Origin of the sequence: Paracoccus mangrovi (assembly GCF_042648425.1) — a bacterium.
In the GTDB taxonomy this organism is placed as follows: domain Bacteria; phylum Pseudomonadota; class Alphaproteobacteria; order Rhodobacterales; family Rhodobacteraceae; genus Paracoccus; species Paracoccus mangrovi.
On sequence record NZ_JBHRXJ010000011.1, the window covers coordinates 96119 to 117613 of the forward strand.

Sequence of the window (21495 nt, forward strand, 5' to 3'; positions counted from 1 at the left end):
GCCCGGCCTTGAGCTAGCCCAGCTTGAAGATATCGGCGACGGCCTCGCCGGCGCTCAGCCGCGCGGTCCATTCGGCCTCCAGCCGCAGCTTGGCCTCGGCCTGTTCGATCAGCGCCGGCAAAAGCGCGGGCGGCAGCGCCACCAGACCGTCATCGTCGCCGATGATCAGGTCGCCGGGCGCGACCTTGCAGCCGCCGATGGTGACGGGGCCGTTCACCGTACCCGTCCGGGCGGCGGTCGGGCCCAACGGGTTGACGGCGCGGGCATAGACCGCAAGCCCGCTCATCGCCCCCAGCCCGGCCACATCGCGTACCGCGCCATCACAGACCAGCCCGGCCGCGCCCTGCCGGTGCAGATGCCCGCCCAGAATATCGCCGATCATGGCATGGCTGCACACCCCGCCCGCGTCGATCATCAACACCTCGCCCGCCCGGATCATGCCCACCGCATGCAGGACGGGCCCGAAATCGGGCGGCGCACAGCGCACCGTCAATGCGCGCCCGAACAGCGCCGGCTGCCGCCCCGGTGGCAACAGCGCCCGCACGCCCGGGTCGATCTGGTGCGACGGCGTCAGATCGACCGCCACCGCCACCGGAATCCGGCGCCAGCGGTCCAGAAGCCCGGCCTCGATCGGGGCGGGGTCGTGGGGATGCAGGGTCAGGCTCATCTCGGTTATCCTTCCTCAAGCGTGGCGTGGATGGCGGCGGCAAGGCGGCGGACCCCCTCTTCCAGCCGGTCGGGCGGGTTCAGCGTGAAATTCAGCCGCATGGCGCCGCGATCCAGCCCCTCGGGGTCAAAGACGCTGCTGGGCGAGATACAGACCCCTTGCGCCAGCGCGCGATGCAACAGCCGGTCGCTGTCCAGCCGCGGATCGCGCGCCCGCGCCCAGACGAACATCCCCCCCGCCGGCCGTTGCCAGTCCAGATGCCCGGCCAGATGGGTTTGCAGCGCATCGCACAGCGCGTCGCGCCGTTCGCGATAGGTGGCCAGCATCTGCGGCAGGATGCGTTCGGGAATGCGGCGCCGGAACGCGCCAAGCGCCAGCATCTGCGACAGGCCGCTGCTGCACATGTCGCTGCCTTGTTTGGCTGTGGCGAGCGCGGCGATCATCTCGGGCGCGGCGATGACCCAGCCCAGCCGCAGCCCCGGCGTCAGCTCCTTGGACAGCGATCCCATATAGACCACCGGCCCGTCATAGCGGCCCGGCGCGCGCGCCGCCGACAGCGTCAGCATGCGGGGCAGGGGGTTGCCGTCGTAATAAAGCACGCCGTAAGGATCGTCCTCGACCAGCCATGTGCCGGTGTCATGCGCGGCCTCGACCAGCGCATGGCGTTCCGCCAGCGTCACCAGCCGCCCCGAAGGGTTCGAGAAATTCGGCACCGTATAGGCGAATTGCGCCCCCGCCAGCGCCCGATGCGGGTCGAACCCGTCGGCGCCGATCCGCATCGGACGGTAACGCGGCGCGCGCGGCATCCAGGCATCCAGCGCGCCCAGATAGGCCGGGCTTTGCGCAGCAATCGTCGCGCCCGGCTCCAACAGCACCTTGCCCACCAGTTCCAGCGCCTGCATGCCGGCGGTGGTGATCAGGACGTTGTCGCGCGACAGCTCAAGCCCGGGGGCCGAAAACCGCTGCGCGATCAGGTCGCGCAGCGCCGGCAGGCCGGGGATCGGGCCATAGGCCAGCGTCTCGGTCGGATGGTTGCGCACCGCCTCGGCCGCCAGCTCGGCCAGTTCCTCGACCGGCCATAGCGCCGGCTCGGGCAGGCCGCCGGCCAGATTGACCAGATCGGGGTTCTGCCCCGCCGCCAGAAACACCGACGTGACGTCATTGCTATGCGCCAGCCAATCGGCAAAAAGCGGGCGGCGCGCCGGCGCTGTGTCGACAGGCTGGGGCTGGCTGGTCATGGCGGGCTCCTTCTTGCCATTCAGAATATCCGCATATCGCCCGGCTGTCCCGGCCATGATCGGCCGGGCGGACGCGGCCCTGCTTGTGCCCGGCGCCGATCTGTATGACAAGACCGCGATTCGCAAAGGGGACAGGCGATGAAGGCGCTGAAACGGATCGGCATCGATGCATATATGCTGATGCTGATCGGCATGGTGATCCTGGGGCTGATCCTGCCCGCGCGCGGCGTCGCCGCCGAGGGGTTGCGCGGCGTGACCTTCTGGGCGGTGACGCTGTTGTTTTTCCTCTATGGGGCCAAGCTGGATCCGTCCTCGGTCCGGGCGGGCCTCTTGAACTGGCGGCTGCAAGGGCTGACCTTTGGCGCGACTTATGCGCTGTTTCCGGTGCTGGGGCTGGGGCTTGCGGCGGTGTTTGGCGGCGTGCTGGGGCCGCAGCTGACGCTGGGGCTGCTGTTTCTATGCGTCCTGCCCTCGACCGTGCAAAGCTCGATCGCGTTCACCTCGATTGCGGGCGGCAATGTGCCGGCGGCGATCTGCGCGGCCTCGCTCTCCAATCTGGTGGGGGTGGTGCTGACGCCGTTTCTGGTGACGCGGCTTCTGCATCAGGACGGCGTCGGCGTCAGCCTTGAGGCGGTGGAAAAGATCGCATTGCAGATCCTGCTGCCGTTTCTGGTCGGGCAATTGCTGCGGCGCTGGATCGGGGGCTTTGTCAATCGCCACAAGCTGCTGACCATGGTGGTGGATCGCGGCTCGATCCTCCTGATCGTCTATTCGGCCTTTGGCGCGGGGACGGTGGCGGGGATCTGGCGGGCGATCCCGGCCTCGGGGCTGGTGCTCTGTTTCGGCGTGGTCGCCCTGCTGCTGGCGCTGGCCATGGGGATCATGGTGGCGGCCGGCCGGCTGACGCAGCTGCCGCGCCCCGATCAGGCGGTGCTGTTCTTTTGCGGCTCGACCAAAAGCCTGGCCAGCGGGCTGCCCATCGCCACCGCGATCTTTCCGGCGGCGATGGTGGGGGCGACGGTGCTGCCCCTGATGATCTATCACATGACCCAATTGCTGGTCTGTTCGGCCATCGCTCAGCGGATGGCGCGGACCACCGCCTAGAAGTCCCAGTCCTCATCCTCGGTCGCGACCGCCTTGCCGATGACATAGGACGACCCAGAGCCGCTGAAAAAGTCGTGGTTTTCGCTGTCGGGCGACAGCGCCGCCATGATCGCCGGATTGACCTCGCAGGCGGCGGGCGGGAACAGCGCCTCATAACCCAGATTCTGCAACGCCTTGTTGGCGTTGTAATGCAGAAACGCCTTTACATCCTCGGTCAGCCCGATGCCGTCATATAGCTCGGCGGTGTATTTCTGCTCGATGTCGTAAAGATCAAAGATCAGCGCGAAGGCAAAATCCTTCAGCTCGGTCCGCCGCGCCTCGGGCAGCTTTTCCAGCGCGCGCTGGTATTTATAACCGATATAATAGCCATGCACCGCCTCGTCGCGGATGATCAGACGGATCAGATCGGCGGTATTGGTCAGCTTTGCACGGCTCGACCAGTACATCGGCAGATAAAAGCCCGAATAGAACAGAAAGCTTTCCAGAAACACCGAGGCGATCTTGCGCTTCAACGGATCCGATCCGGCCTTATATTCCTCAAGGATCAGTCGCGCCTTGGCTTGCAGATGCGGGTTCTCCTCGGACCAGCGAAAGGCCTCGTCGACCTCCTTGGTCAGGCACAAGGTCGAAAAGATCGAGGAATAGCTGCGCGCATGCACGGCCTCCATGAAGCTGATATTCGACAGCACCGCCTCTTCATGCGGCGTCTGCGCATCCGGCATCATCGAGGGCGCCCCCACGGTATTCTGCACCGTATCCAACAGCGTCAGCCCGGTGAAAACACGAATGGTCAGCTCGCGCTCTTCGGGGCGCAGCGTGGCCCAGCTTTGCACGTCATTGGACAGCGGCACCTTTTCGGGCAGCCAGAAATTCACCGTCAGGCGGTTCCAGACCTCCAGATCCTTCTCGTCCTCCAGCCGGTTCCAGTTGATCGCGCGCAGCGGCGTCTTCATCACATGATCCTTCATCCGAAGAACCTCTCTTTCATGTCCAAATATCCTACGGGGGTCCGGGGGTGTAAAACCCCCGGCGTCGCGGCGCGTCTCACAAGGTACAGGACACGCAGCCCTGAACCTCGGTCCCTTCCAGCGCGGTCTGGCGCAGGCGGATGTAATAGATCGTCTTGATGCCTTTTTTCCAGGCGTGGATCTGGGCGCGGTTGATGTCGCGCGTCGTCGCCTCGGCCGGGAAGAACAGCGTCAGCGAAAGCCCCTGATCGACATGCTCGGTCGCCGCCGCATAGGTGTCGATGATGGCATCGGGCCCGATCTCATAGGCGTCGCGGTAATATTCCAGATTGTCGTTGGTCATGAAGGCGGCGGGGTAATAGACGCGGCCGATCTTGCCTTCCTTGCGGATCTCGATCTTGGAAACGATCGGGTGGATCGAGCTGGTCGAGTTGTTGATATAGCTGATCGAGCCGGTCGGCGGCACCGCTTGCAAGTTACGGTTATAAAGCCCGTGTTCCATGACCTCGGCCCTGAGCGCCGCCCAATCCGCGCGGGTCGGAAGCGTCATCCCCTCGAACACCCGCACCACATCGGCGGAAACCGGCAGCCAGTCGCGTTCGGTATATTTGTCAAAGAACGACCCATCGGCATATTTCGATTTGTTGAAATCCTTGAAACTATGCCCTTTTTCCCGCGCCAAAAGGTTCGACGCCCGGATCGCGTGATAGGCCACGGCGGCGAAATAGACGCTGGTGAATTCGACGCCTTCGGGGGATCCGTAATGGATATGCTCGCGCGCCAGGAACCCGTGCAGGTTCATCTGGCCCAGCCCCACGGCATGGGCTTCCTCATTGCCGCGCCGGATCGACGGCACGGCGTCGATCGAGGACATTTCCGACACCGCCGTCAGCGCCCGGATCGCCGCCTCGACGGTGGCGCCGAAATCCGGGCCGTCCATGGTCGCGGCGATGTTCAGCGAACCCAGATTGCAGGAAATATCCGTGCCCAGATGCGAATAGGACAGGTCCTCGTTGAACTCGCTGGCCTCGTTGACCTGAAGGATCTCGGAACACAGGTTCGACATGGTGATGCGGCCATGCACGGGGTTGGCACGGTTCACCGTGTCCTCATACATGATATAGGGATAGCCGCTCTCGAACTGAATTTCGGCGATGGTCTGGAAGAATTCGCGCGCATTGATCTTGCGCTTCTTGATGCGCTTGTCGTCGACCATCTCGGCATATTTCTCGGTGACCGAAATCTCCGAAAACGGCACGCCATAGACCTTTTCGACGTCATGGGGCGAAAACAGGTACATATCGGCGTTTTTCTTAGCCAATTCAAAGGTCACATCGGGAATGACCACGCCAAGCGACAGCGTCTTGATGCGGATCTTCTCGTCCGCATTCTCGCGCTTGGTGTCCAGGAACCGCAGGATGTCGGGGTGATGCGCGTTCAGGTAAACCGCGCCCGCGCCCTGACGTGCGCCCAGCTGGTTGGCATAGCTGAACGAATCCTCCAGCAGTTTCATCACCGGAATGACGCCCGAGGACTGGTTTTCGATGCCCTTGATCGGGGCGCCGGCCTCGCGCAGGTTGGTCAGCATCAACGCGACGCCCCCGCCGCGTTTCGACAGCTGCAAGGCCGAGTTGATCGAGCGGCCGATGGATTCCATATTGTCTTCCAGCCGCAGCAGGAAACACGAAATCAGCTCGCCCCGCGACTTTTTCCCGGCATTCAGGAAGGTCGGCGTCGCGGGCTGGAACCGGCCCGACAGGATTTCCTCCATGAAGCGCATGGCCAGCGCCTCGTCCCCGCGCGCCAAGGCCAGCGACACCATGACCACGCGGTCCTCATAGCGTTCAAGGTAACGCTGACCGTCGCGGGTCTTCAGCGTATAGCTGGTGTAATATTTGAACGCGCCAAGGAAGGTCGGAAAGCGGAACTTGCGGGCATAGGCCGCGTCCCAGATCGCGCGCTGAAAGTTCATGGAATACTGGTCCAGAACCTCGGGCTCGTAATAGCCTTCATCGACCAGATAACGCAGCTTTTCGTCCAGATTGTGGAAGAAAACCGTGTTCTGGTTCACATGTTGCAGGAAATACTGACGCGCGGCCTTGCGATCCGCGTCGAAACGGATGCGGCCTTCGCCATCGTAAAGGTTCAGCATCGCGTTCAGCGCGTGATAGTCCAGCTCGGCCTTTACGCCATCGTCAAGCATTCCGTCCCCCAGAATTTTTGCAGCCCCGCCGTGATGCGGGAAATATCCAGATCATTCCCCGCCAGCTCGAATCGATACAGGACGGGGACGTTGCACTTATCAGAAATCACCTTGCCGGACAGGGCGAATGTCACCCCGAAATTGCGGTTGCCGGTGGCGATGACGCCGCGCAAAAGCGCGCGGCGGTCGGGATCGTTCAGAAAGCGGATCACCTGTTTGGGGACCGCGCCGCGACCCTGCCCGTCGGCATAGGTCGGACAGATCAGGACATAGGGCCGCGCGGGCCGGGGCATCTCTGCGTCGGGCGCGATCGGGATGCGGTCCGCCGGCAGGTCCAGCCGCGCCATGAAGCGCGCCGTATTTCCCGATGCCGACGAATAATAGACCAGCCCGCCCACGGCCCCGTCTCCCGAACCCTGTCGCGGTATCAGGCGAGCGCGCCGATCATGTCGGGGCGGAACCCGGCCCAATGCGCCTCGCCCGCGACGACGACCGGGGCCTGCCGATAGCCCATCGAGGTGACCAGTTCCATCGCCGCATCATCTTCGGTCAGGTCGATGATCTGATAGGCCAGCCCGCGGGCCTCCAGCGCGCGGGTGGTCGCGGTGCACTGAACGCAGGCGGGTTTGGAATAGACGGTGATGGTCATGCCTCAGAGTCCCTTGTTTTCGTGTTTTTGAAGCCCTGATGGTCTTGCCTGCGCGCGGTCCCGGCCCGGCTGTGCCGTTAACCTTTCCCGCGATGCACCGGCATCAGGACAGCGTCTAGTTAGCCATGATGCCCGGGGGCGGTCAACGAGATTTAGTCGAATTTTATCCACAGCCATCTAAATATGGTGTGGACAGATTCAAAGATGCAACAGTAACCGCGATTTGCGACAAATTTGCGGCACAATCAAAGATTGATCGCATTAACCACAAAGAAACTCTGGGTTGCGGTCGCGATCTGTGCTTGGCGCCTGCGGCCGGGAATCAGGAACCGCCCCCCTCGCGGCGATTCACAAACAGCGCCACGAACAGATAGATCCCCGCCGCCCCGAACAGAATCGCCCAGAAGATCGCCCCGGTCGAGGCCTCGACCCCCGCCCAAAGCAGCGGCAGCAGCACCGAAAGCACGCGCACCCAAAGCGGGCGAAAGAACGGATGATTGGGATCGACCAGCATGGGGGCAAGGTTAGCCCGGTCGCGCGCCGCGCGCCACCCCCGACCTTGATGCCGACCCTGATTCCGGGCTTGATTCCGGCCCCGCCCCTAACCCTTGAAACTGCGCCAGAGGCTGATCGCGGTATCGGACAGATCGCCCAGCCGCGCCAGCACATGTTCGCGCGCCATTGCCGGGCCTTCCCTTGCCTGATCCAGCCGCGCCAGCATCCGCATCAGGCGGCGGCGGTGGATGCCGGTCCACAGCTGCACCGGATCGGCGATCAGCCCCGCGAATGTCGTCAGAACCGAGGCAAGAACCGCCAGCACCACCCCGGTCAAGACCAGTTCCAGCGTCGAAAGTTCGGTCGGAAAGGCGCCATACCACATCCGGCCCATCCAGTTGCCAAGGGCGAAATCCTCGATCGCGCGGGTCTGGGCGCGCAGCTGCGCCAATGGCCCGGCAAGCGAGATCACCCCCGGCGTGGCGCGGTGAAACAGCAACAGCCCCGCCGCCAGCACCATCAGCGAGGTGGTGATTTCCGACACCGCATTGCGGGTTTCGGCGTAGTCGGCGATGGCGCGGCGGGTGACATCCGCCGGCGCGCGCGGCGCCAGCCCCTGATCGGCGAGCCGGTCCAGAAACCCGGTCAGGTCGGTTTCGATCTGGCGCGCCATGTCGGATCTAAGAAAGATGCGGCGCTGGATCAGCCAATCCGCCGCGCGCCTGAGCCCGACCCAGCGCAGCGGCGCCGCGATCAGCCGCGTCAGCAAAAACAGCGGCGACAGCATCACATTGAGCGGCGCCCGCAACAGATCCAGCCCAAGCGCGTGGCGGTGCAGCGCAAGCGACCCGCGCAGCCCGTAACGCGCGCGGACAAAGCGGCCGACCTCGGCCTCGCGCCGGGTCAGGGGGCGCGGATCGGCGGGCTGGGGCGCGGGGGGTTGCGGCATCGTTTGGGCCTTGGCTCGGCGGGACATGATCAATCTAGGGACGGGGGCGGGGCGGCTCAATGCGCGGGATGCGCGGATTTGTCGTGACGTTTCGCTTTGACTCTGGGGCGCGCGGGCGTTAGGCGGCGGTCTTTGGCTCCGAAACTTCCGGGACCGGCGGGGAAATGGGCCCGGCCGCAGGGGGGACTGGGCGCCGTTGACCCGGATGCATTCGCATCCCCTTTCCTGGCGAAGAAAATGACCGAACACGATATTGCCGCGCCTTTGGCCGCGGCCCTGGCTGCCAAGGGCTATGCCAAGCTGACCTCTGTGCAAGAGGCCGTTCTGAACCCCGGCGCCGCCGGTCGCGACCTGCTGGTTTCGGCACAGACCGGATCGGGCAAGACCGTGGCCTTTGGTCTGGCGATGGCGCCCGATCTTCTGGATGGCGGCACGCTTTTGCCGCAATCGGGCCTGCCTCTGGCGCTGGCGATTGCGCCGACGCGCGAGCTGGCCTTGCAGGTGGCGCGCGAACTGGGCTGGCTTTACGGCGAAACCGGGGCGCAGATCGCGACCTGCGTCGGTGGCATGGATTACCGCACCGAACGGCGCGCGCTGGAACGCGGCGCGCAGATCGTCGTCGGCACGCCGGGCCGGTTGCGCGACCATATCGAGCGCGGCTCGCTGGACCTGTCGGCGCTGCGCGCCTGTGTGCTGGACGAGGCGGATGAGATGCTGGACCTCGGCTTCCGCGAGGATCTGGAATTCATCCTTGGTTCCGCCCCCGAGGATCGCCGCACGCTGCTGTTTTCCGCAACCGTGCCGCCGGCGATCGAGGCCCTGGCCCAGGATTTTCAACGCGACGCCCTGCGCATCAGCGCCCTTGGCGAGGCGCGCCAGCATGGCGATATCGAATATCGCGCCTTTTCGGTCACCACTCGCGACCGCGAGAATGCGATCTTCAACACCCTGCGTTACTATGAGGCGCAGCGCGCGATCATCTTTTGCAAGACGCGGGCCAATGTGAACCATCTGCTGGCGCGGATGGGCAATCGCGGCTTCAAGGTGGTGGCGCTGTCGGGCGAGCTGAGCCAACAGGAACGCAGCCACGCGCTTCAGGCGCTGCGCGACGGCCGGGCGCGGGTCTGTATCGCCACCGACGTTGCCGCGCGCGGGATCGACCTGCCGGGGTTGGAACTTGTGATCCATGCCGATCTGCCGACCAATCCCGACACGCTTTTGCACCGTTCGGGCCGCACCGGCCGGGCGGGGGCCAAGGGGACATCGGTCCTGATCGTGACCTCGGCCGATTACAAAAAGGCGCAGCGCCTGTTGCAACGCGCCAAACTGGTCGCGGAATGGGGCAAGGCCCCCTCGGCCGACGATGTGCAGGCCCGCGACGATCAGCGCATGCTGGAATCCCCCGCGCTTATGGATGCGCCGGGCGATGAGGCCGCGCAGGCCGCCGCCCTGATCGAACGGTTCGGCGCCGAACAGGTCGCCTCGGCCTTTATCCGGCTGTGGCGCGAAGGCCGCCCCGCCCCCGAGGAACTGGCCGAGGGGACGGCCCCCGTGGCGCCGGCCGCGCCGCGCGAACGCGGCGAATTCGGGCCTTCGGTCTGGTTCCTGCTGTCGGTCGGCCATTCCGGCCGCGCCGAGGCGCGCTGGCTTTTGCCGAAAATCTGTGAGGCGGGGAACATTACCCGCGACGCGATTGGCGCAATCCGGGTGAAAACCGAGCAGACCTTTGTCCAGATCGCCGCCAATCTTGCCGCGAATTTCGGCGAAGGGGTCGAATTGGAACCCGGCCTGACCATGCGCAAGATGGACAGCGAGCCGGTCTTTGACGCGCCCGGACCCCGTGGCCCGCGCCCCGAACGCTTTGATCGCCCCGAGCGCAAGCCCCATCGCGGGCAGGCCCCGCGCGGACCCCGCCCCGATCAGAGCCGCCCCGATCAGGATCAGGACGAGCCGCGCCAATATGCGCCGCGCCCCGAACCCGTCGAACGCCCGGCGGCCCCAAAGGCCCGCCGTCCCGCGCTTCTGGAGCCGGCGGACATCGCCCCCCGCAGCACCGAGGCGCGTCCGCCCAAAGCCGCGCCCAAGGCCAAATACCACCCCGATGAGGGTGGCGATGCCGAGGCACCGCGCAAGATCAAGGCCCGCTGGAGCACCGAAAAGAAACAGGCCCACAAGGATCAGCCCCAAAAGGACAAGGCACCGGCCCGGTCCGATTTCGCCCCCGGCGGCCCCAAGGCCGGGCCGAAAGCCGGTCCCAGGGCGGGCGCCAAGCCCGGCCCGCGTGCCGCCGGGTTCAAATCCCATGGCGGCCCCGCGCGGGATCGCGATGCCGGCGGCGATGCGCGTCCGACCCGCTCCAAGGGGTTCAAGTCGCATAAATCCGGCCCCGCCACCGGCGCCCCCGCGCGCAAGGGCGGCCCCAAGGGCGGCAAGCCCGGCAAGTTCTGATCGGGGCCCAGCCCCGCCCTTGCCCCCCTCGCACGCCGCCGGTCAGAACCGGGCCGGCGGCACGCGACTGCCCGACAGCGCCGCCAACCTGCCGCGCAGCCGCATGGCCAAAGGCGACAGCGGCCGGCGTTTCAGATCCAGCAGGTAATAGGGCGAGACGCGGATATCCTGGACCACGGGCAGGACCCTGAACCCCGCCGCGACCGGCGGTTCGACCAAAAGCTCGGCCACTTCTTTCGACATCGGCGCCACCGCGTCGCTTTGCGCCAGATAGGCGATGGTCAGCAAAAGCGACGGGCTTGAGACGATGTTTTTCGGCTCGGTCAGACCGACATCGGCGAATGCGGCCAGCGCCGCCTCGCGGATCGGGGCGCCGCGCTGTTGCATGACCCATTCCTGTTCCGCCAGCTCTGGCAGGGTGACCTTGCCCGCCCCGCTCAGCGGGTGGCCGGCGCGGACCAGAAAGCGCACCTTTTCATCCTGCATCGGCAGGATGTTGAAATCCTGGCTGTCGAATTCCGGCAGGATCCGGGCCAGCACGAAATCCATTTCCCCGGCCGCCAGATAGCCCAGCAACTCGCGCGAGGGCATGATGTCGACGGTGATATCGGCGCCGGGTGTGTCGCGCTTGATCTCGCGGATGGCGCTGACGAGATAGCTGACCGCCGGCCCGGTCACCGCGCCCACGCGCACCGCGCCGCCCGCGCCGCTGCGCAGCGCGCTGACATCGGCGGCAAGGCTGAACATCTCGCGCAGGATGGCATTGGCGCGGCGCAGCACGGCACGGCCGATTTCGGTCGGCTCCATCCCCTTGGGCTGGCGGATGAACAGCTGGGCGCCGATCAGGCTTTCGGCCTCGGCCAGCATGCGCGAGGCGGCGGGCTGGGTCATGCCCACCGTTTCGGCCGCCAGTTGCAGCTGGCCATGTTCGGCGATCTGCTGGATCAGGCGCAATTGCGCCGGTTTCAGCATCAGCCGGGCAGGAGGTAACGACATATCAATTCCGGTATACGAAAAGCGCAAGATATCATTTTACCAGCATGTCGGGCTGTGGCTAGATCACTCTCGGGCCGCTCACCAAAAGGCAGGGTCGCGCGTTTTTTCCGCACCGGCGGGCCGCCCGCGACAACAGCGCCAACCGCCACAAGGTTCAGCCATGAGCAAGAAATTCACCCCCGCCCTCTGGCCCCGCAAGCTGCGTTCCCAGCATTGGTATGGCGGCAATTCCCGCGACACGATCTATCATCGCGGCTGGCTCAAGAACCAGGGTTATCCGCATGATTTGTTCGACGGCCGCCCGGTCATCGGCATCATGAACACCTGGGCGGATCTGACGCCGTGCAACGGGCACCTGCGCGAGCTGGCGGAAAAGGTCAAGGCCGGCGTCTGGGAGGCGGGCGGTTTCCCGGTCGAGGTGCCGGTCTTCTCGGCCAGCGAAAACACCTATCGCCCGACCGCGATGATGTATCGCAACCTCGCCGCCATGGCGGTCGAAGAGGCGATGCGCGGCCAGCCCATCGATGGCGCCGTGCTGATGGTGGGCTGCGACAAGACCACGCCCAGCCTGTTGATGGGCGCGGCCTCGACCGACATTCCGTCGATCGTCGTGACCGGCGGCCCCATGCTGAACGGCTGGTTCCAGGGTGAGCGGGTCGGCTCGGGCACGCATCTGTGGAAATTCAGCGAGGCCGTGAAGGCCGGCGAGATGACGCAGGAAGAATTCCTTGAGGCCGAGCAGTCGATGAGCCGCTCGTCCGGGACCTGCAACACCATGGGCACCGCCTCGACCATGGCCTCGATGGCCGAGGCGCTGGGGATGGCGCTTTCGGGCAATGCGGCGATTCCGGCGGTGGACAGCCGCCGCCGCGTCATGGCGCAGATGACAGGCCGGCGCATCGTGCAGATGGTCAAGGACGATCTGAAGCCCAGCGACATCATGACCCGCGAGGCGTTCGAAAACGCGATCCGCACCAATGGCGCCATCGGCGGTTCGACCAATGCGGTGATCCATCTTCTGGCGATTGCGGGCCGGGTGGGGATCGACCTGACGCTGGACGATTGGGACCGGCTGGGGCGCGACGTCTCGACCATCGTGAACCTCATGCCGTCGGGCAAATATCTGATGGAGGAATTCTTCTATGCCGGCGGGTTGCCGGTCGTGCTGAAACGGCTGGGCGAGGCGGGGCTTTTGAACAAGGACGCGCTGACCGTTTCCGGCCAGAGCATGTGGGACGAGGTCAAGGACGCGCGGAACTGGAACGAGGACGTGATCCTTCCGGCGGACAAGCCTTTGACCGAGCATGGCGGCATCGCGGTCCTGCGCGGCAATCTTGCGCCGGGCGGCGCGGTGCTGAAACCCTCGGCCGCCAGCCCGCATCTGATGAAGCATCGCGGCCCCGCCGTCGTCTTCGAGGATATCGACGACTATAAGGCGCGCATCAACGACGACGCGCTCGAGATCGACGAAAACAGCGTGATGGTGCTCAAGATGTGCGGGCCGCGCGGCTATCCGGGCATGGCCGAGGTCGGCAATATGGGCCTGCCGCCCAAGGTGCTGAAAAAGGGCATCACCGACATGGTGCGGATTTCGGACGCGCGCATGTCGGGGACGGCTTACGGCACGGTGGTGCTGCATACCTCGCCCGAGGCGGCGCGGGGCGGGCCTTTGGCCATCGTGCGCACGGGCGACATGATCGAGCTGGACGTCGAGGCGCGGCGCCTGCATCTGGACGTGCCGGATGCGGAAATCGCCCGCCGTCTGGCCGAATGGCAAAACCCGGCGCCGGTGCCGAATGGCGGCTATGCGCAGCTCTTTCATGAGCATGTCGAGGGCGCCGATACCGGGGCGGATTTCGACTTTCTGAAAGGCTGCCGTGGGCGCGAAGTCGGAAAGGACAGCCATTGATGAAAGTCGCGCTTGTCGGCATCGGAAAGATCGCGCTGGACCAGCATGTGCCGGCGCTTGCCGCGAGCCCGGACTGGGACCTGGCCGCGACCGTCTCGCGCCATGGCACGGTCGCGGGGGTCGAGGCCTTTACCGGGATCGAGGACATGCTGGCGGCGCGGCCCGATGTTCAGGTCGTCTCGCTTTGCCTGCCGCCGGTGCCGCGCTTTGCCGCCGCCGCCGCCGCGTTGCGGGCGGGGCGGCATGTGATGCTGGAAAAGCCGCCCGGCGCATCCCTGTCCGAGGTGCATGAATTGCAGGCCATCGCCCGCGACATGGGCGTCACGCTATATGCGACATGGCATTCGCGCGCGGCCCATGCGGTGGCCGCGGCCCGCCGCTGGCTGGCGGACCGGCGCATCGACGAAGGCCGCATCACCTGGCGCGAGGATGTGCGCAAATGGCATCCCGGTCAGGACTGGATTTTCGAGGCCGGCGGCATGGGGGTGTTCGATCCCGGCATCAACGCGCTGTCGATCCTGACCCATATCCTGCCCCGTCCGGTGCATCTGAAATCGGCCGAGCTGGACTTTCCGGCCAATCGCGACGCCCCCATCGCCGCGCGCCTGTCGATGACCCAGGGGATCAGCGCCGATTTCGATTTCCGCCAGCAGGGTCCGCAGACCTGGGACATGGAATTTGCGACCGATGCCGGCCGGCTTGCGCTGCGCATGGGCGGCAATTTGCTGGAAATCGACGGCCAGCCCGCAGGCGGCGAGGACACGATCATGGGCGAATATCCCGCGCTTTACGCGCAGATGGCGCGGCTGGTCGCGGATGGCGCCTCGGATGTGGATCTGTCGCCGATGGTGCTGGTCGCGGATGCCTTTACGCTGGGCCGGCGCCGGACGGTCGAGGCGTTTGATTTCTAGACCGGGCCGAACGCCCCGGCGATGCCGGCCGCGTCGCAGCCATTGGCCAGCATGACCGCCAACAGGATCCGTGCCTGACCGGGGCGCAACAGCCGCGCATGGATGGCGCCGGCGCGGCACAGGTCATGCCCACCGCCACCGCCGCCATAGGCGGGGGCCAGCAACCCGGTCGGGACGCGGCTGGTGACCACCACCGGCACGCCCGCCGCCCGTGCCCGGGCGACGCCCGCGACCAGATCCGGCGTGGCATTCCCCGATCCCAGCGCGGCCAGCACGATGCCCTGTGCCCCGGCCGCAAGGCTGGCGTCCAGATGCAGCGCATCGCCGCCGGGATGGACGGCCACGATATCGACCCGCAGCCCGGCGACCGGGGCGGGCAGGACGGGCAGGGGCGGCGACGCCGCATCCTCCGCCGCGCGGCGAAAGGCATCGGCGCTGTCGGTCGCGGATTTGTAAAGCCCCCAGGCCGGCAGCACCTTGCCCCCAAAGGCAAGCGCGACCCCCGCAGCCCCGCGCAGGGCCAGCGTCACCGCATCGGCCAGATTGCCGGGCCCGTCGGGCGACGGATGATCGGCGGCGAATTGCGCGCCGGTAAAGATCACCGGTTTCGCGGGGGCGTGCTGCAACTGGACCAGCAGCGCGGTTTCCTCCATCGCGTCGGTGCCATGGGTGACCACGATCCCGGCGATTCCCGGATCGGCCAGCGCCGCGCCGACCGCATCGCTGATCGCCTGCATATCGGCCAGCGTCAGGGTCGAGGAATCCTTGGCCAGCACTTCGCGCGGCTCAAGCGTCACCCGCATCGGCGGGAGCACCGCCAGCAGATCCTCGCCGCTCAGCGCCGGACGGGCGGCGCCCTCGGCGTCCCGTGTGCTGGCGATGGTGCCGCCGGTGGCCAGCACGGCAAGGCGCGGCGGATTGTCAGTTTCGGTCACGATGGGGCCTGTCCGATAGGGGGTGGATCGGCGCGCGTGCGCGCCCGGCGCCCAGATTAGCACCCGCACGGGCGGATGCCAGCCACCCTTGACCCGCGCGCCTTCGATGCGCCCCCGTTAATGCGCCGGGCGCAGGGTCGCGCAGGGATTGACCGGCAAAAGCAGGCCGTGGCCGAAGACCTCGTCATGCCCGGCCCGGCCCAGATCGCGGGCCGAACGGTGCAGCCGCGCGCGCACCTCGCCCGGGGTCAGGTCGGGGTTTTCCTGCAACATCAACGCAATGGCGGCGGTCACAAAGGGCGCGGCATAGGATGTGCCGGTGCGCGTCCGCGCCCCCCGGACCGAGGCGGCGGTCCAGACCTCGACCCCCGGCGCGGCAAGGTCGATATGCGTGCCCCGCGCCGCCCGGCGATAGACCTGGCCACGCCGGTCCACCGCCGTCACCGCGATCACCACCGAATGCGCCGCCGGGAATGCGGGCTTGGCCGCAGGCCCGCCATTGCCGGCCGCCGCCACCATGACGATGCCCTGATCGTTCAGCCGCGCGACCTGTTCGGCGACGGCCTTGCTATAGGGGCCGGCCAGCGACAGGTTGATCACCGAAACATCCTGTTTCGCCAGATAATCCAGCGCCTCGATCAGCGCATAGGCATCGGCGCGTTCGTCATTTCCGGCCTTGTGAAAGGCATCGACCGCGATCAGCGTGGCCTGCGGAACCAGCCCCGGCGTGCGGCTGCCCGGATCGCCCACCAAAAGCGCCGCGACCGAGGTGCCATGCAGCTTGTCCGACGGCGCCACCCGGCCATCGCGGTCCAGCCGGTGCAATTTCAGCCGCGCCGCGCTTAGCGCTGCGTGCTCTGCGTTAAGGCCGGTATCGACCATGCCAATGCGCGGCGGTGTGCCGCAACCCGAGGTATTGGCCGGCCAGTCGATCATCTGTCGCATCGGACAGGCGGCGCCCTCGCATGCCTCGGCATTCGCGGGGCGGTAATAATGGTTCAGCTCGGCCAGCACTGCCGAGGGCTTTTGCCCGACCAGATCGCGCGCCGGTCCCAACCCCATCCGCGCCGGCTTGCGCAGCCGTACAAGGCTTTCGCCATTCGCAAGGTTGCGGCTGCGCAATTCGCGAAACCCCTGGGCGCGCAATTCGTCGCGGTCGGCGCGCGACAGGCCGCGCGCGATCACCTCGTCGGGGGCATAAAGCGGGGGCGGCGGCGCCGGGCGCGCGCGCGCCGGGGCCGGGCGGCGCGGGACCAGCCGGGGCGGCGCGACATCGTCATCGTCGTCATCATCATCGTCGTCATCGTCCGCCCATGCCATGGAAACCAGCGACAGGCTGCTGTTTTGCGGGGCCATGTCGGCCAACGCCATGGCGATCAGGGCCATCGCGGCCAGCAGGAATCGGATCATCGTCATCTCCGTTTCGACGCGTGTTTCTGGACATTTACGAAACCAGCTTCATATTATTCCATCGGAAGCAGAAATTATTTCATAACACGGTGTATTGATGGATGCGGCATTCGGCGAAACCTTGATCGCATTGCTGCCGAATCTGCGCCGTTTCGCCCTGTCGCTGTCGCGCAAGGGCGACGTGGCCGAGGATCTGGTGCAGATCACGGTCGAACGGGCCATCGCCAATCATGGCAGTTTCGATGCCTCGGCGCGGTTGGAACCGTGGCTCTTTCGCATCATGCGCAACGCCTGGATCGACATGACGCGGCGCAATCGCACCGCCGGCACCCAGGTCGATGTCTTTGACATGCCCGAGGCCCTGCCCACCGATCCCGGCCCCGGGATCGAGGCGCGGCTGATGCTGCAATCGGTGCAAGAGGCGATGCAGGACCTGCCCGAGGAACAGCGCGAGGTGCTGCATCTCGTCTGTGTCGAGGACATGTCCTATGCCGAAGCGGCCGAAATTCTGGCGATCCCCAAGGGCACGGTCATGAGCCGGCTGTCGCGGGCGCGGCTGGCGCTTGCCGACCGGCTGGGAATAAAATGATGAACGGCGCGTATATCCTTTGCGGTTCAGAATCCCGAATGGACAAGTCTCATGCAGATCAGTGACGAAACCCTCATGGCGCTTGCCGATGACGAGCTGGATCCCCAGACCGCGCGGCAGTTGCGCAATGCGATTGCCGCCGACCCGGAACTGGCGGCGCGTCACCGCCGCTTTGTGTTGACCCGGCAGGCGCTGGCGGACACAAAGTCGGCCCCTGCCGGGGCGACCGGTTCCGGCACCGATCCGCTGGCCGCGATGATCCGCGCCGGCATCACCACGGCCCGGCCCGCGCCCGTGGCCGCCAACCTGAACCGCAGGCCTATTTTGGCGGCGGCGGCGTCGCTGGCCATCGCGGCGATCGGGCTGGGCTGGTGGGGCTGGTCGATGAATGCGCCGCGCGGCCTGTCCGCGCCCGAACTTGCGGCGCTGGACGGCCTGCCCTCGGGGGAAAGCCGGACGCTGGAGGATGGCGGCGCGCTGACCATGATCGCATCGTTTCAGGCGGGCGAGGCCGGGCTTTGCCGCGAATATGAAACCACGCATGACAGCCGGATCCGCACGGTTCTGGCCTGTCGTGAGGGTGACGGCTGGCAGGAACGCTTTGCCGCCAGCTCTGAGACGGCCGAGGGTTATCAGCCCGCCTCGGGCGAGGGTTCGATCGACGCGGCGCTGGAACGCATCGGGGCCGGCGCGCCCCTGTCGCCCGCCGATGAGGCGGCGGCGCTTGGCATCAATCCGCCGGGTTGATCCGGCCTGTCGCGGCGGGCCGGAATAGAACCGCCCCCCACCCGTATTCCTGGGATCAGTACCAGGAGAATACGACCATGCAGGCCCTTTCCATTCCCATGTTCCGCCAAATGACATTGCCCGCCCCGCGCCTGATCGCGCTGCCTCTGGTCGCGCTGGGGCTGGGCTGGGCGATCATGACCCTGCCGCGGACGCTGGCCATGGACGGGCGCGCCGCGCTCTTGGCGCTGGCGCTGGCGGTGCTGGGCTGGGTCGGGACCCGCATCCCGGAATCGCTGGTCGCGCTGGGGGCCGTGCTGGTTCTGGTGCTGGGCGGGGTTCTGTCCGAGGCACAGCTTTTCGCCGCGCTTGGCAGCGAACTGGTCTGGTTGCTTCTGGCGGCCTTTGTCATCGCCGCCGTGATCCGCGAATCCGGCCTGACCGCGCGGCTGATCCTGCCGTTGGTGCGGTTGCGGCTGGGGTTCGGGGTGTTCGCGATGCTGCTGACGCTGATGATTGCGGCGACGGCCTTTGTGCTGCCGTCGACCTCGGGGCGGGCGGCGCTGTTGCTGCCGGTCTTTGCGGCGCTGGCCGATGCTTTGCCGGATGCGCGGCTGCGCCGGCCGCTGGCGCTGATCTTTCCGACGGCGATCCTGTTGTCGGCGGGGGCCTCGCTGATCGGGGCGGGGGCGCATCTTCTGGCGGTCGAAAGCATCCGGGCGGCGACCGGGCTGCGGCTGGGCTATGTCGATTGGGCGATGCTGGGCCTGCCCTTTGCGCTTTTGGCAAGCCTTGCGGGCACCGGGCTGATCCTGTGGCTGTTCGTGCCGCGCGCGCTGTTGCGCCAGCCGCTGAAGCCGGCCGACATGCCCGCGCCCGATGCCGATCAGCGCCGCCGCCAGGGCCGGATCGCGCTGGTGCTGGCGGTTGTGGTGGGGCTTTGGCTGGGGGCCGGGCTGCACGGGATCGGCATGGCCACGGTGGCCTTGATCGGGGCGCTGGTGCTGCTGACGCCGCCCTTTACCCGGCGCAAGAGCAAAGAGATCTTTCGCGCCGTCGATGTCGAGCTGTTGCTCTATATGACCGCGACCGTGCTGATGGCGCAGGCGATGACCGCGACCGGGGCCGATCGCTGGTTGGCGGGGCAGGCGCTGGGGCGGCTGCCCGCCGATCTGCACGACAGTCTTGTGGCGGTGGTGGCGCTTATGGCGGTGATTTCGGTCGCGGCGCATTTGTTCGTGACATCGCGTTCGGCGCGGGCGGCGGTGCTGATTCCGGCGGTGGCGCTGCCCTTGGCGGGGCTGGGCCATGACGCGGCGCTGATGATTCTGGTTGCGGTCATGGGCACGGGGTTTTGCCAGACGCTGATGGCTTCCGCGAAGCCGGTGGCGATCTTTGCCGGGGCCGAGGGCGGCGGGTTCACCCAGGGCGATCTGTTGCGGCTGGCGCTGCCGCTGGCGCCGATGGTGACCGCGCTGCTGATGCTGTTTGCGCTTGCCGTCTGGCCCGCGCAGCTGGCCGGGCTGCGGCCGGCGCAGGCGGTCCCGGAGATGGTCGCGATGCCCGCCGATCCGCCCATGGCCGCGCCCGCAGAACCCGCCCGGCCCGCCGCGATGCCGGCGGCGGAACAGCCGGCCGTGGTGCCGGTCATGATCCCGGTCCCGGTGATCCCGGCCGAGCCGGCGGTCGGCGCCTCGCGTCCCGTGCCGCGCCCCAAGGGGCTGGGCCTGCGCGCCGCCGCCCCGGTGGCGAAACGGGCCGCCCCGCAAACCGTGCCCCCGGACCTGCGCGGGTTGCAGCATCGCGTCAACCGCGCCCTGCGCCCGGCCGGCATCCGCATCACCATCCGCTGATCCCGATCCGGCAAACCCCTGCAAGAGGCGGAAATTCCGCCTCTTTTTTATTTTTCGCACAAAAAATTTCCGGTTTCGGGGAATAAGCCCGATGGCGGCGCGTAATCAGGACAGAACACAAGAAAGGATATGGATATGTCCCATACCGTTTTGCCCCATACCGTCCTGATCGCCCCTTCGGGGTTCAAGGAATCGCTTTCGGTCGAGGATGTGACCGGCGCCATCGCGCGCGGCGTCCGCCGCGCCATGCCCGGCGCCACCATCCTTGCCGCGCCCATGGTCGATGGCGGCGAGGGCACGACCCGCGCCATCATCGCCGCGACCAAGGGGCGGATTTTCGACACCCGCGTGACCGGCCCTGTGGGCGAACCTGTCGCCAGCTTCTGGGGCATGATGGGTGGCCCGGGTCCGGCGACCGCCGTCATCGAAATGGCCGCCGCCGCCGGGCTGTCCCTGGTGCCGCGCGACCGCCGCGACCCGACGCTGACCACCAGCCGGGGCGTGGGCGAGCTGATCCTGCGGGCGCTGGACCATGGCGCGCGGCGCATCCTGATCGGGTGCGGCGACAGCGGCATCAACGATGGCGGTGCCGGCATGGCGCGCGCGCTTGGCGCCCGCCTGCTGGACGCAGAGGGGCGCGATCTGCCCGAAGGGGGCGGCGCGCTGCACCTGCTGGACCGGATCGACCTGTCGGGCCTTGACCCGCGTCTGGCCCATACCCGCATCGATGTGGCGGTGAACTGGCACAACCAGCTTTTGGGTCCCAAGGGCGTGGCGCGGGTGTTCGGCCCGCAAAAAGGCGCCACCCCGGCCCAGGTCGAGGCGCTTGAGACCGGCCTTGAGACCTATGCCCGCGTGATCCGCCATGTGATCGGGGTCGATCTCGGCACCTTGCCGGGGGCGGGGGCCTCGGGCGGGCTGGGCGCGGGGCTGGTGGCATTTGCCGGCGCGACCCTGCATCCACGGTTCCAGATCATGCTGGAATATCTGGATTTCGACCGGCTGCTGTCCCGCGCCAATCTGGTCATCACCGCCGAGGGTTCGCTGGACGGGCAAAGCCCCTATGGCAAGGTCCCGTGCGAGGTGTCGCGCCGGGCCGAGGCGCTTGGCATCCCGACCATCGCGCTGGCCGGGACCATCGGCAAGGGCGCACAGGAAACCTTCGCCCATGGCATCAGCGCCTTTGCCTCGATCGTGAAGCGGCCCTGTTCGCTGGAAGAGGCGATCGCCCAGGGCGACAAGCTGCTGTGCCGCGCGGCCGAGGATGCCATGCGCATGCTGCTGGTCGGCGAAAGAATGGTCCTGCGCGCCCGCGCGGCCTGATCCGACCCAAACCGAACCCTGAACCATGACTTTCCGCCCCGGCCGAACCGGCAGCCGGGCGCGAGTGCGGCCGCATGCCCGTGGCCGGCGCTGAACCCATGCCGGAAACCAAAGTGACGGAG

Annotated in this window: 19 protein-coding genes; 8 read left to right on the top strand and 11 right to left on the bottom strand. The window is 66.9% G+C overall.

Annotation, left to right across the window (positions count from 1 at the left end):
* Positions 1-13 precede the first annotated feature (13 nt).
* Both ACFOMH_RS14715 and ACFOMH_RS14720 read right to left on the bottom strand, forming a co-directional pair.
* Complete coding sequence (locus tag ACFOMH_RS14715; RefSeq protein WP_374427841.1) at positions 14-667, bottom strand: RraA family protein; 654 nt, start codon at positions 665-667, stop codon at positions 14-16.
* 5 nt (positions 668-672) lie between these two features.
* Positions 673-1905, bottom strand: a complete 1233-nt coding sequence (locus ACFOMH_RS14720; protein WP_377745388.1) for an aminotransferase-like domain-containing protein — start codon at positions 1903-1905, stop codon at positions 673-675.
* Between the two features lie 138 nt (positions 1906-2043).
* Here ACFOMH_RS14720 and ACFOMH_RS14725 point away from each other — a divergent pair, with 138 nt between their 5' ends.
* Positions 2044-3009 (top strand): bile acid:sodium symporter family protein, encoded by a 966-nt coding sequence (locus tag ACFOMH_RS14725; protein ID WP_374427837.1) that lies wholly within the window; start codon positions 2044-2046, stop codon positions 3007-3009.
* Here ACFOMH_RS14725 and nrdF read toward each other — a convergent pair.
* From nrdF to ACFOMH_RS14755, 6 genes are all read right to left on the bottom strand, one after another.
* On the bottom strand, positions 3006-3962 hold the full coding sequence (nrdF, locus tag ACFOMH_RS14730; RefSeq protein WP_374427834.1) for a class 1b ribonucleoside-diphosphate reductase subunit beta: 957 nt from the start codon (positions 3960-3962) through the stop codon (positions 3006-3008). The two genes, ACFOMH_RS14725 and nrdF, sit on opposite strands and share 4 nt — an antisense overlap.
* A 91-nt stretch (positions 3963-4053) precedes the next feature.
* Positions 4054-6180, bottom strand: a complete 2127-nt coding sequence (gene nrdE, locus ACFOMH_RS14735) for a class 1b ribonucleoside-diphosphate reductase subunit alpha (RefSeq protein WP_377745390.1) — start codon at positions 6178-6180, stop codon at positions 4054-4056.
* Positions 6162-6578, bottom strand: a complete 417-nt coding sequence (gene nrdI / locus ACFOMH_RS14740) for a class Ib ribonucleoside-diphosphate reductase assembly flavoprotein NrdI (RefSeq protein WP_377745392.1) — start codon at positions 6576-6578, stop codon at positions 6162-6164. Before nrdI ends, nrdE begins: the two co-directional genes overlap by 19 nt.
* A 29-nt stretch (positions 6579-6607) precedes the next feature.
* A complete protein-coding gene (gene nrdH, locus ACFOMH_RS14745) occupies positions 6608-6829 on the bottom strand; it encodes a glutaredoxin-like protein NrdH (RefSeq protein ID WP_374427827.1) in 222 nt (73 codons plus the stop codon).
* 322 nt (positions 6830-7151) lie between these two features.
* Positions 7152-7343, bottom strand: a complete 192-nt coding sequence (locus ACFOMH_RS14750; RefSeq protein ID WP_377745393.1) for a hypothetical protein — start codon at positions 7341-7343, stop codon at positions 7152-7154.
* 87 nt (positions 7344-7430) lie between these two features.
* Positions 7431-8273 carry a DUF6635 family protein gene (locus ACFOMH_RS14755; protein WP_377745395.1) on the bottom strand — a complete coding sequence of 281 codons (843 nt, stop codon included), beginning with the start codon at positions 8271-8273 and terminating at the stop codon, positions 7431-7433.
* 237 nt (positions 8274-8510) lie between these two features.
* On the opposite strand from ACFOMH_RS14755, the gene ACFOMH_RS14760 reads away from it, so the two are divergent.
* Complete coding sequence (locus ACFOMH_RS14760; protein ID WP_377745396.1) at positions 8511-10721, top strand: DEAD/DEAH box helicase; 2211 nt, start codon at positions 8511-8513, stop codon at positions 10719-10721.
* A 42-nt stretch (positions 10722-10763) separates the two neighbouring features.
* On the opposite strand, the gene ACFOMH_RS14765 is transcribed toward ACFOMH_RS14760, so the two are convergent.
* Positions 10764-11717, bottom strand: a complete 954-nt coding sequence (locus tag ACFOMH_RS14765; RefSeq protein WP_377745398.1) for a LysR family transcriptional regulator — start codon at positions 11715-11717, stop codon at positions 10764-10766.
* A 160-nt stretch (positions 11718-11877) separates the two neighbouring features.
* On the opposite strand from ACFOMH_RS14765, the gene araD reads away from it, so the two are divergent.
* Both araD and ACFOMH_RS14775 read left to right on the top strand, forming a co-directional pair.
* Positions 11878-13626 (top strand): L-arabinonate dehydratase, encoded by a 1749-nt coding sequence (gene araD, locus ACFOMH_RS14770; protein WP_377745400.1) that lies wholly within the window; start codon positions 11878-11880, stop codon positions 13624-13626.
* Entirely contained in the window at positions 13626-14537 is a 912-nt protein-coding gene (locus ACFOMH_RS14775; protein ID WP_377745401.1) for a Gfo/Idh/MocA family protein, read from the top strand. The genes araD and ACFOMH_RS14775 overlap by 1 nt, the downstream gene beginning before the upstream one ends.
* Here the strand turns inward: ACFOMH_RS14775 and ACFOMH_RS14780 are convergent.
* The gene (locus ACFOMH_RS14780) at positions 14534-15472 is read right to left on the bottom strand and encodes an asparaginase (protein ID WP_377745403.1); all 939 of its coding nucleotides are present in this window, start codon (positions 15470-15472) and stop codon (positions 14534-14536) included. The genes ACFOMH_RS14775 and ACFOMH_RS14780 overlap by 4 nt on opposite strands.
* Before the next feature lie 117 nt (positions 15473-15589).
* Positions 15590-16882 (bottom strand): S8 family serine peptidase, encoded by a 1293-nt coding sequence (locus ACFOMH_RS14785; protein ID WP_377745405.1) that lies wholly within the window; start codon positions 16880-16882, stop codon positions 15590-15592.
* A 97-nt stretch (positions 16883-16979) separates the two neighbouring features.
* Between ACFOMH_RS14785 and ACFOMH_RS14790 the strand changes: the two genes are divergently transcribed.
* The 4 genes from ACFOMH_RS14790 (at position 16980) to ACFOMH_RS14805 (ending at position 21373) form a co-directional block, all read left to right on the top strand.
* A complete protein-coding gene (locus ACFOMH_RS14790; protein ID WP_374426828.1) occupies positions 16980-17471 on the top strand; it encodes an RNA polymerase sigma factor in 492 nt (163 codons plus the stop codon).
* Between the two features lie 51 nt (positions 17472-17522).
* Positions 17523-18218, top strand: coding sequence for an anti-sigma factor family protein (locus tag ACFOMH_RS14795; RefSeq protein ID WP_377745407.1), 696 nt, complete (start codon positions 17523-17525; stop codon positions 18216-18218).
* A 110-nt stretch (positions 18219-18328) separates the two neighbouring features.
* Positions 18329-20050 (top strand): SLC13 family permease, encoded by a 1722-nt coding sequence (locus tag ACFOMH_RS14800; protein ID WP_377745410.1) that lies wholly within the window; start codon positions 18329-18331, stop codon positions 20048-20050.
* Between the two features lie 135 nt (positions 20051-20185).
* The gene (locus tag ACFOMH_RS14805; RefSeq protein WP_377745411.1) at positions 20186-21373 is read left to right on the top strand and encodes a glycerate kinase family protein; all 1188 of its coding nucleotides are present in this window, start codon (positions 20186-20188) and stop codon (positions 21371-21373) included.
* Positions 21374-21495: the final 122 nt, after the last annotated feature.

Bases quoted from the DNA above. Each gene is read 5' to 3' on its own strand.
- nrdH (WP_374427827.1), bottom strand. From the start codon at position 6,829: ATGACCATCACCGTCTATTCCAAACCCGCCTGCGTTCAGTGCACCGCG.
- ACFOMH_RS14765 (WP_377745398.1), bottom strand. From the start codon at position 11,717: ATGTCGTTACCTCCTGCCCGGCTGATGCTGAAACCGGCGCAATTGCGC.
- ACFOMH_RS14790 (WP_374426828.1), top strand. From the start codon at position 16,980: ATGGATGCGGCATTCGGCGAAACCTTGATCGCATTGCTGCCGAATCTG.
- araD (WP_377745400.1), top strand. From the start codon at position 11,878: ATGAGCAAGAAATTCACCCCCGCCCTCTGGCCCCGCAAGCTGCGTTCC.
- ACFOMH_RS14795 (WP_377745407.1), top strand. From the start codon at position 17,523: ATGCAGATCAGTGACGAAACCCTCATGGCGCTTGCCGATGACGAGCTG.
- ACFOMH_RS14785 (WP_377745405.1), bottom strand. From the start codon at position 16,882: ATGATCCGATTCCTGCTGGCCGCGATGGCCCTGATCGCCATGGCGTTG.
- ACFOMH_RS14775 (WP_377745401.1), top strand. From the start codon at position 13,626: ATGAAAGTCGCGCTTGTCGGCATCGGAAAGATCGCGCTGGACCAGCAT.
- ACFOMH_RS14760 (WP_377745396.1), top strand. From the start codon at position 8,511: ATGACCGAACACGATATTGCCGCGCCTTTGGCCGCGGCCCTGGCTGCC.
- ACFOMH_RS14720 (WP_377745388.1), bottom strand. From the start codon at position 1,905: ATGACCAGCCAGCCCCAGCCTGTCGACACAGCGCCGGCGCGCCGCCCG.
- nrdE (WP_377745390.1), bottom strand. From the start codon at position 6,180: ATGCTTGACGATGGCGTAAAGGCCGAGCTGGACTATCACGCGCTGAAC.
- ACFOMH_RS14750 (WP_377745393.1), bottom strand. From the start codon at position 7,343: ATGCTGGTCGATCCCAATCATCCGTTCTTTCGCCCGCTTTGGGTGCGC.
- nrdF (WP_374427834.1), bottom strand. From the start codon at position 3,962: ATGAAGACGCCGCTGCGCGCGATCAACTGGAACCGGCTGGAGGACGAG.
- ACFOMH_RS14715 (WP_374427841.1), bottom strand. From the start codon at position 667: ATGAGCCTGACCCTGCATCCCCACGACCCCGCCCCGATCGAGGCCGGG.
- ACFOMH_RS14805 (WP_377745411.1), top strand. From the start codon at position 20,186: ATGTCCCATACCGTTTTGCCCCATACCGTCCTGATCGCCCCTTCGGGG.
- ACFOMH_RS14800 (WP_377745410.1), top strand. From the start codon at position 18,329: ATGACATTGCCCGCCCCGCGCCTGATCGCGCTGCCTCTGGTCGCGCTG.
- ACFOMH_RS14725 (WP_374427837.1), top strand. From the start codon at position 2,044: ATGAAGGCGCTGAAACGGATCGGCATCGATGCATATATGCTGATGCTG.
- ACFOMH_RS14755 (WP_377745395.1), bottom strand. From the start codon at position 8,273: ATGCCGCAACCCCCCGCGCCCCAGCCCGCCGATCCGCGCCCCCTGACC.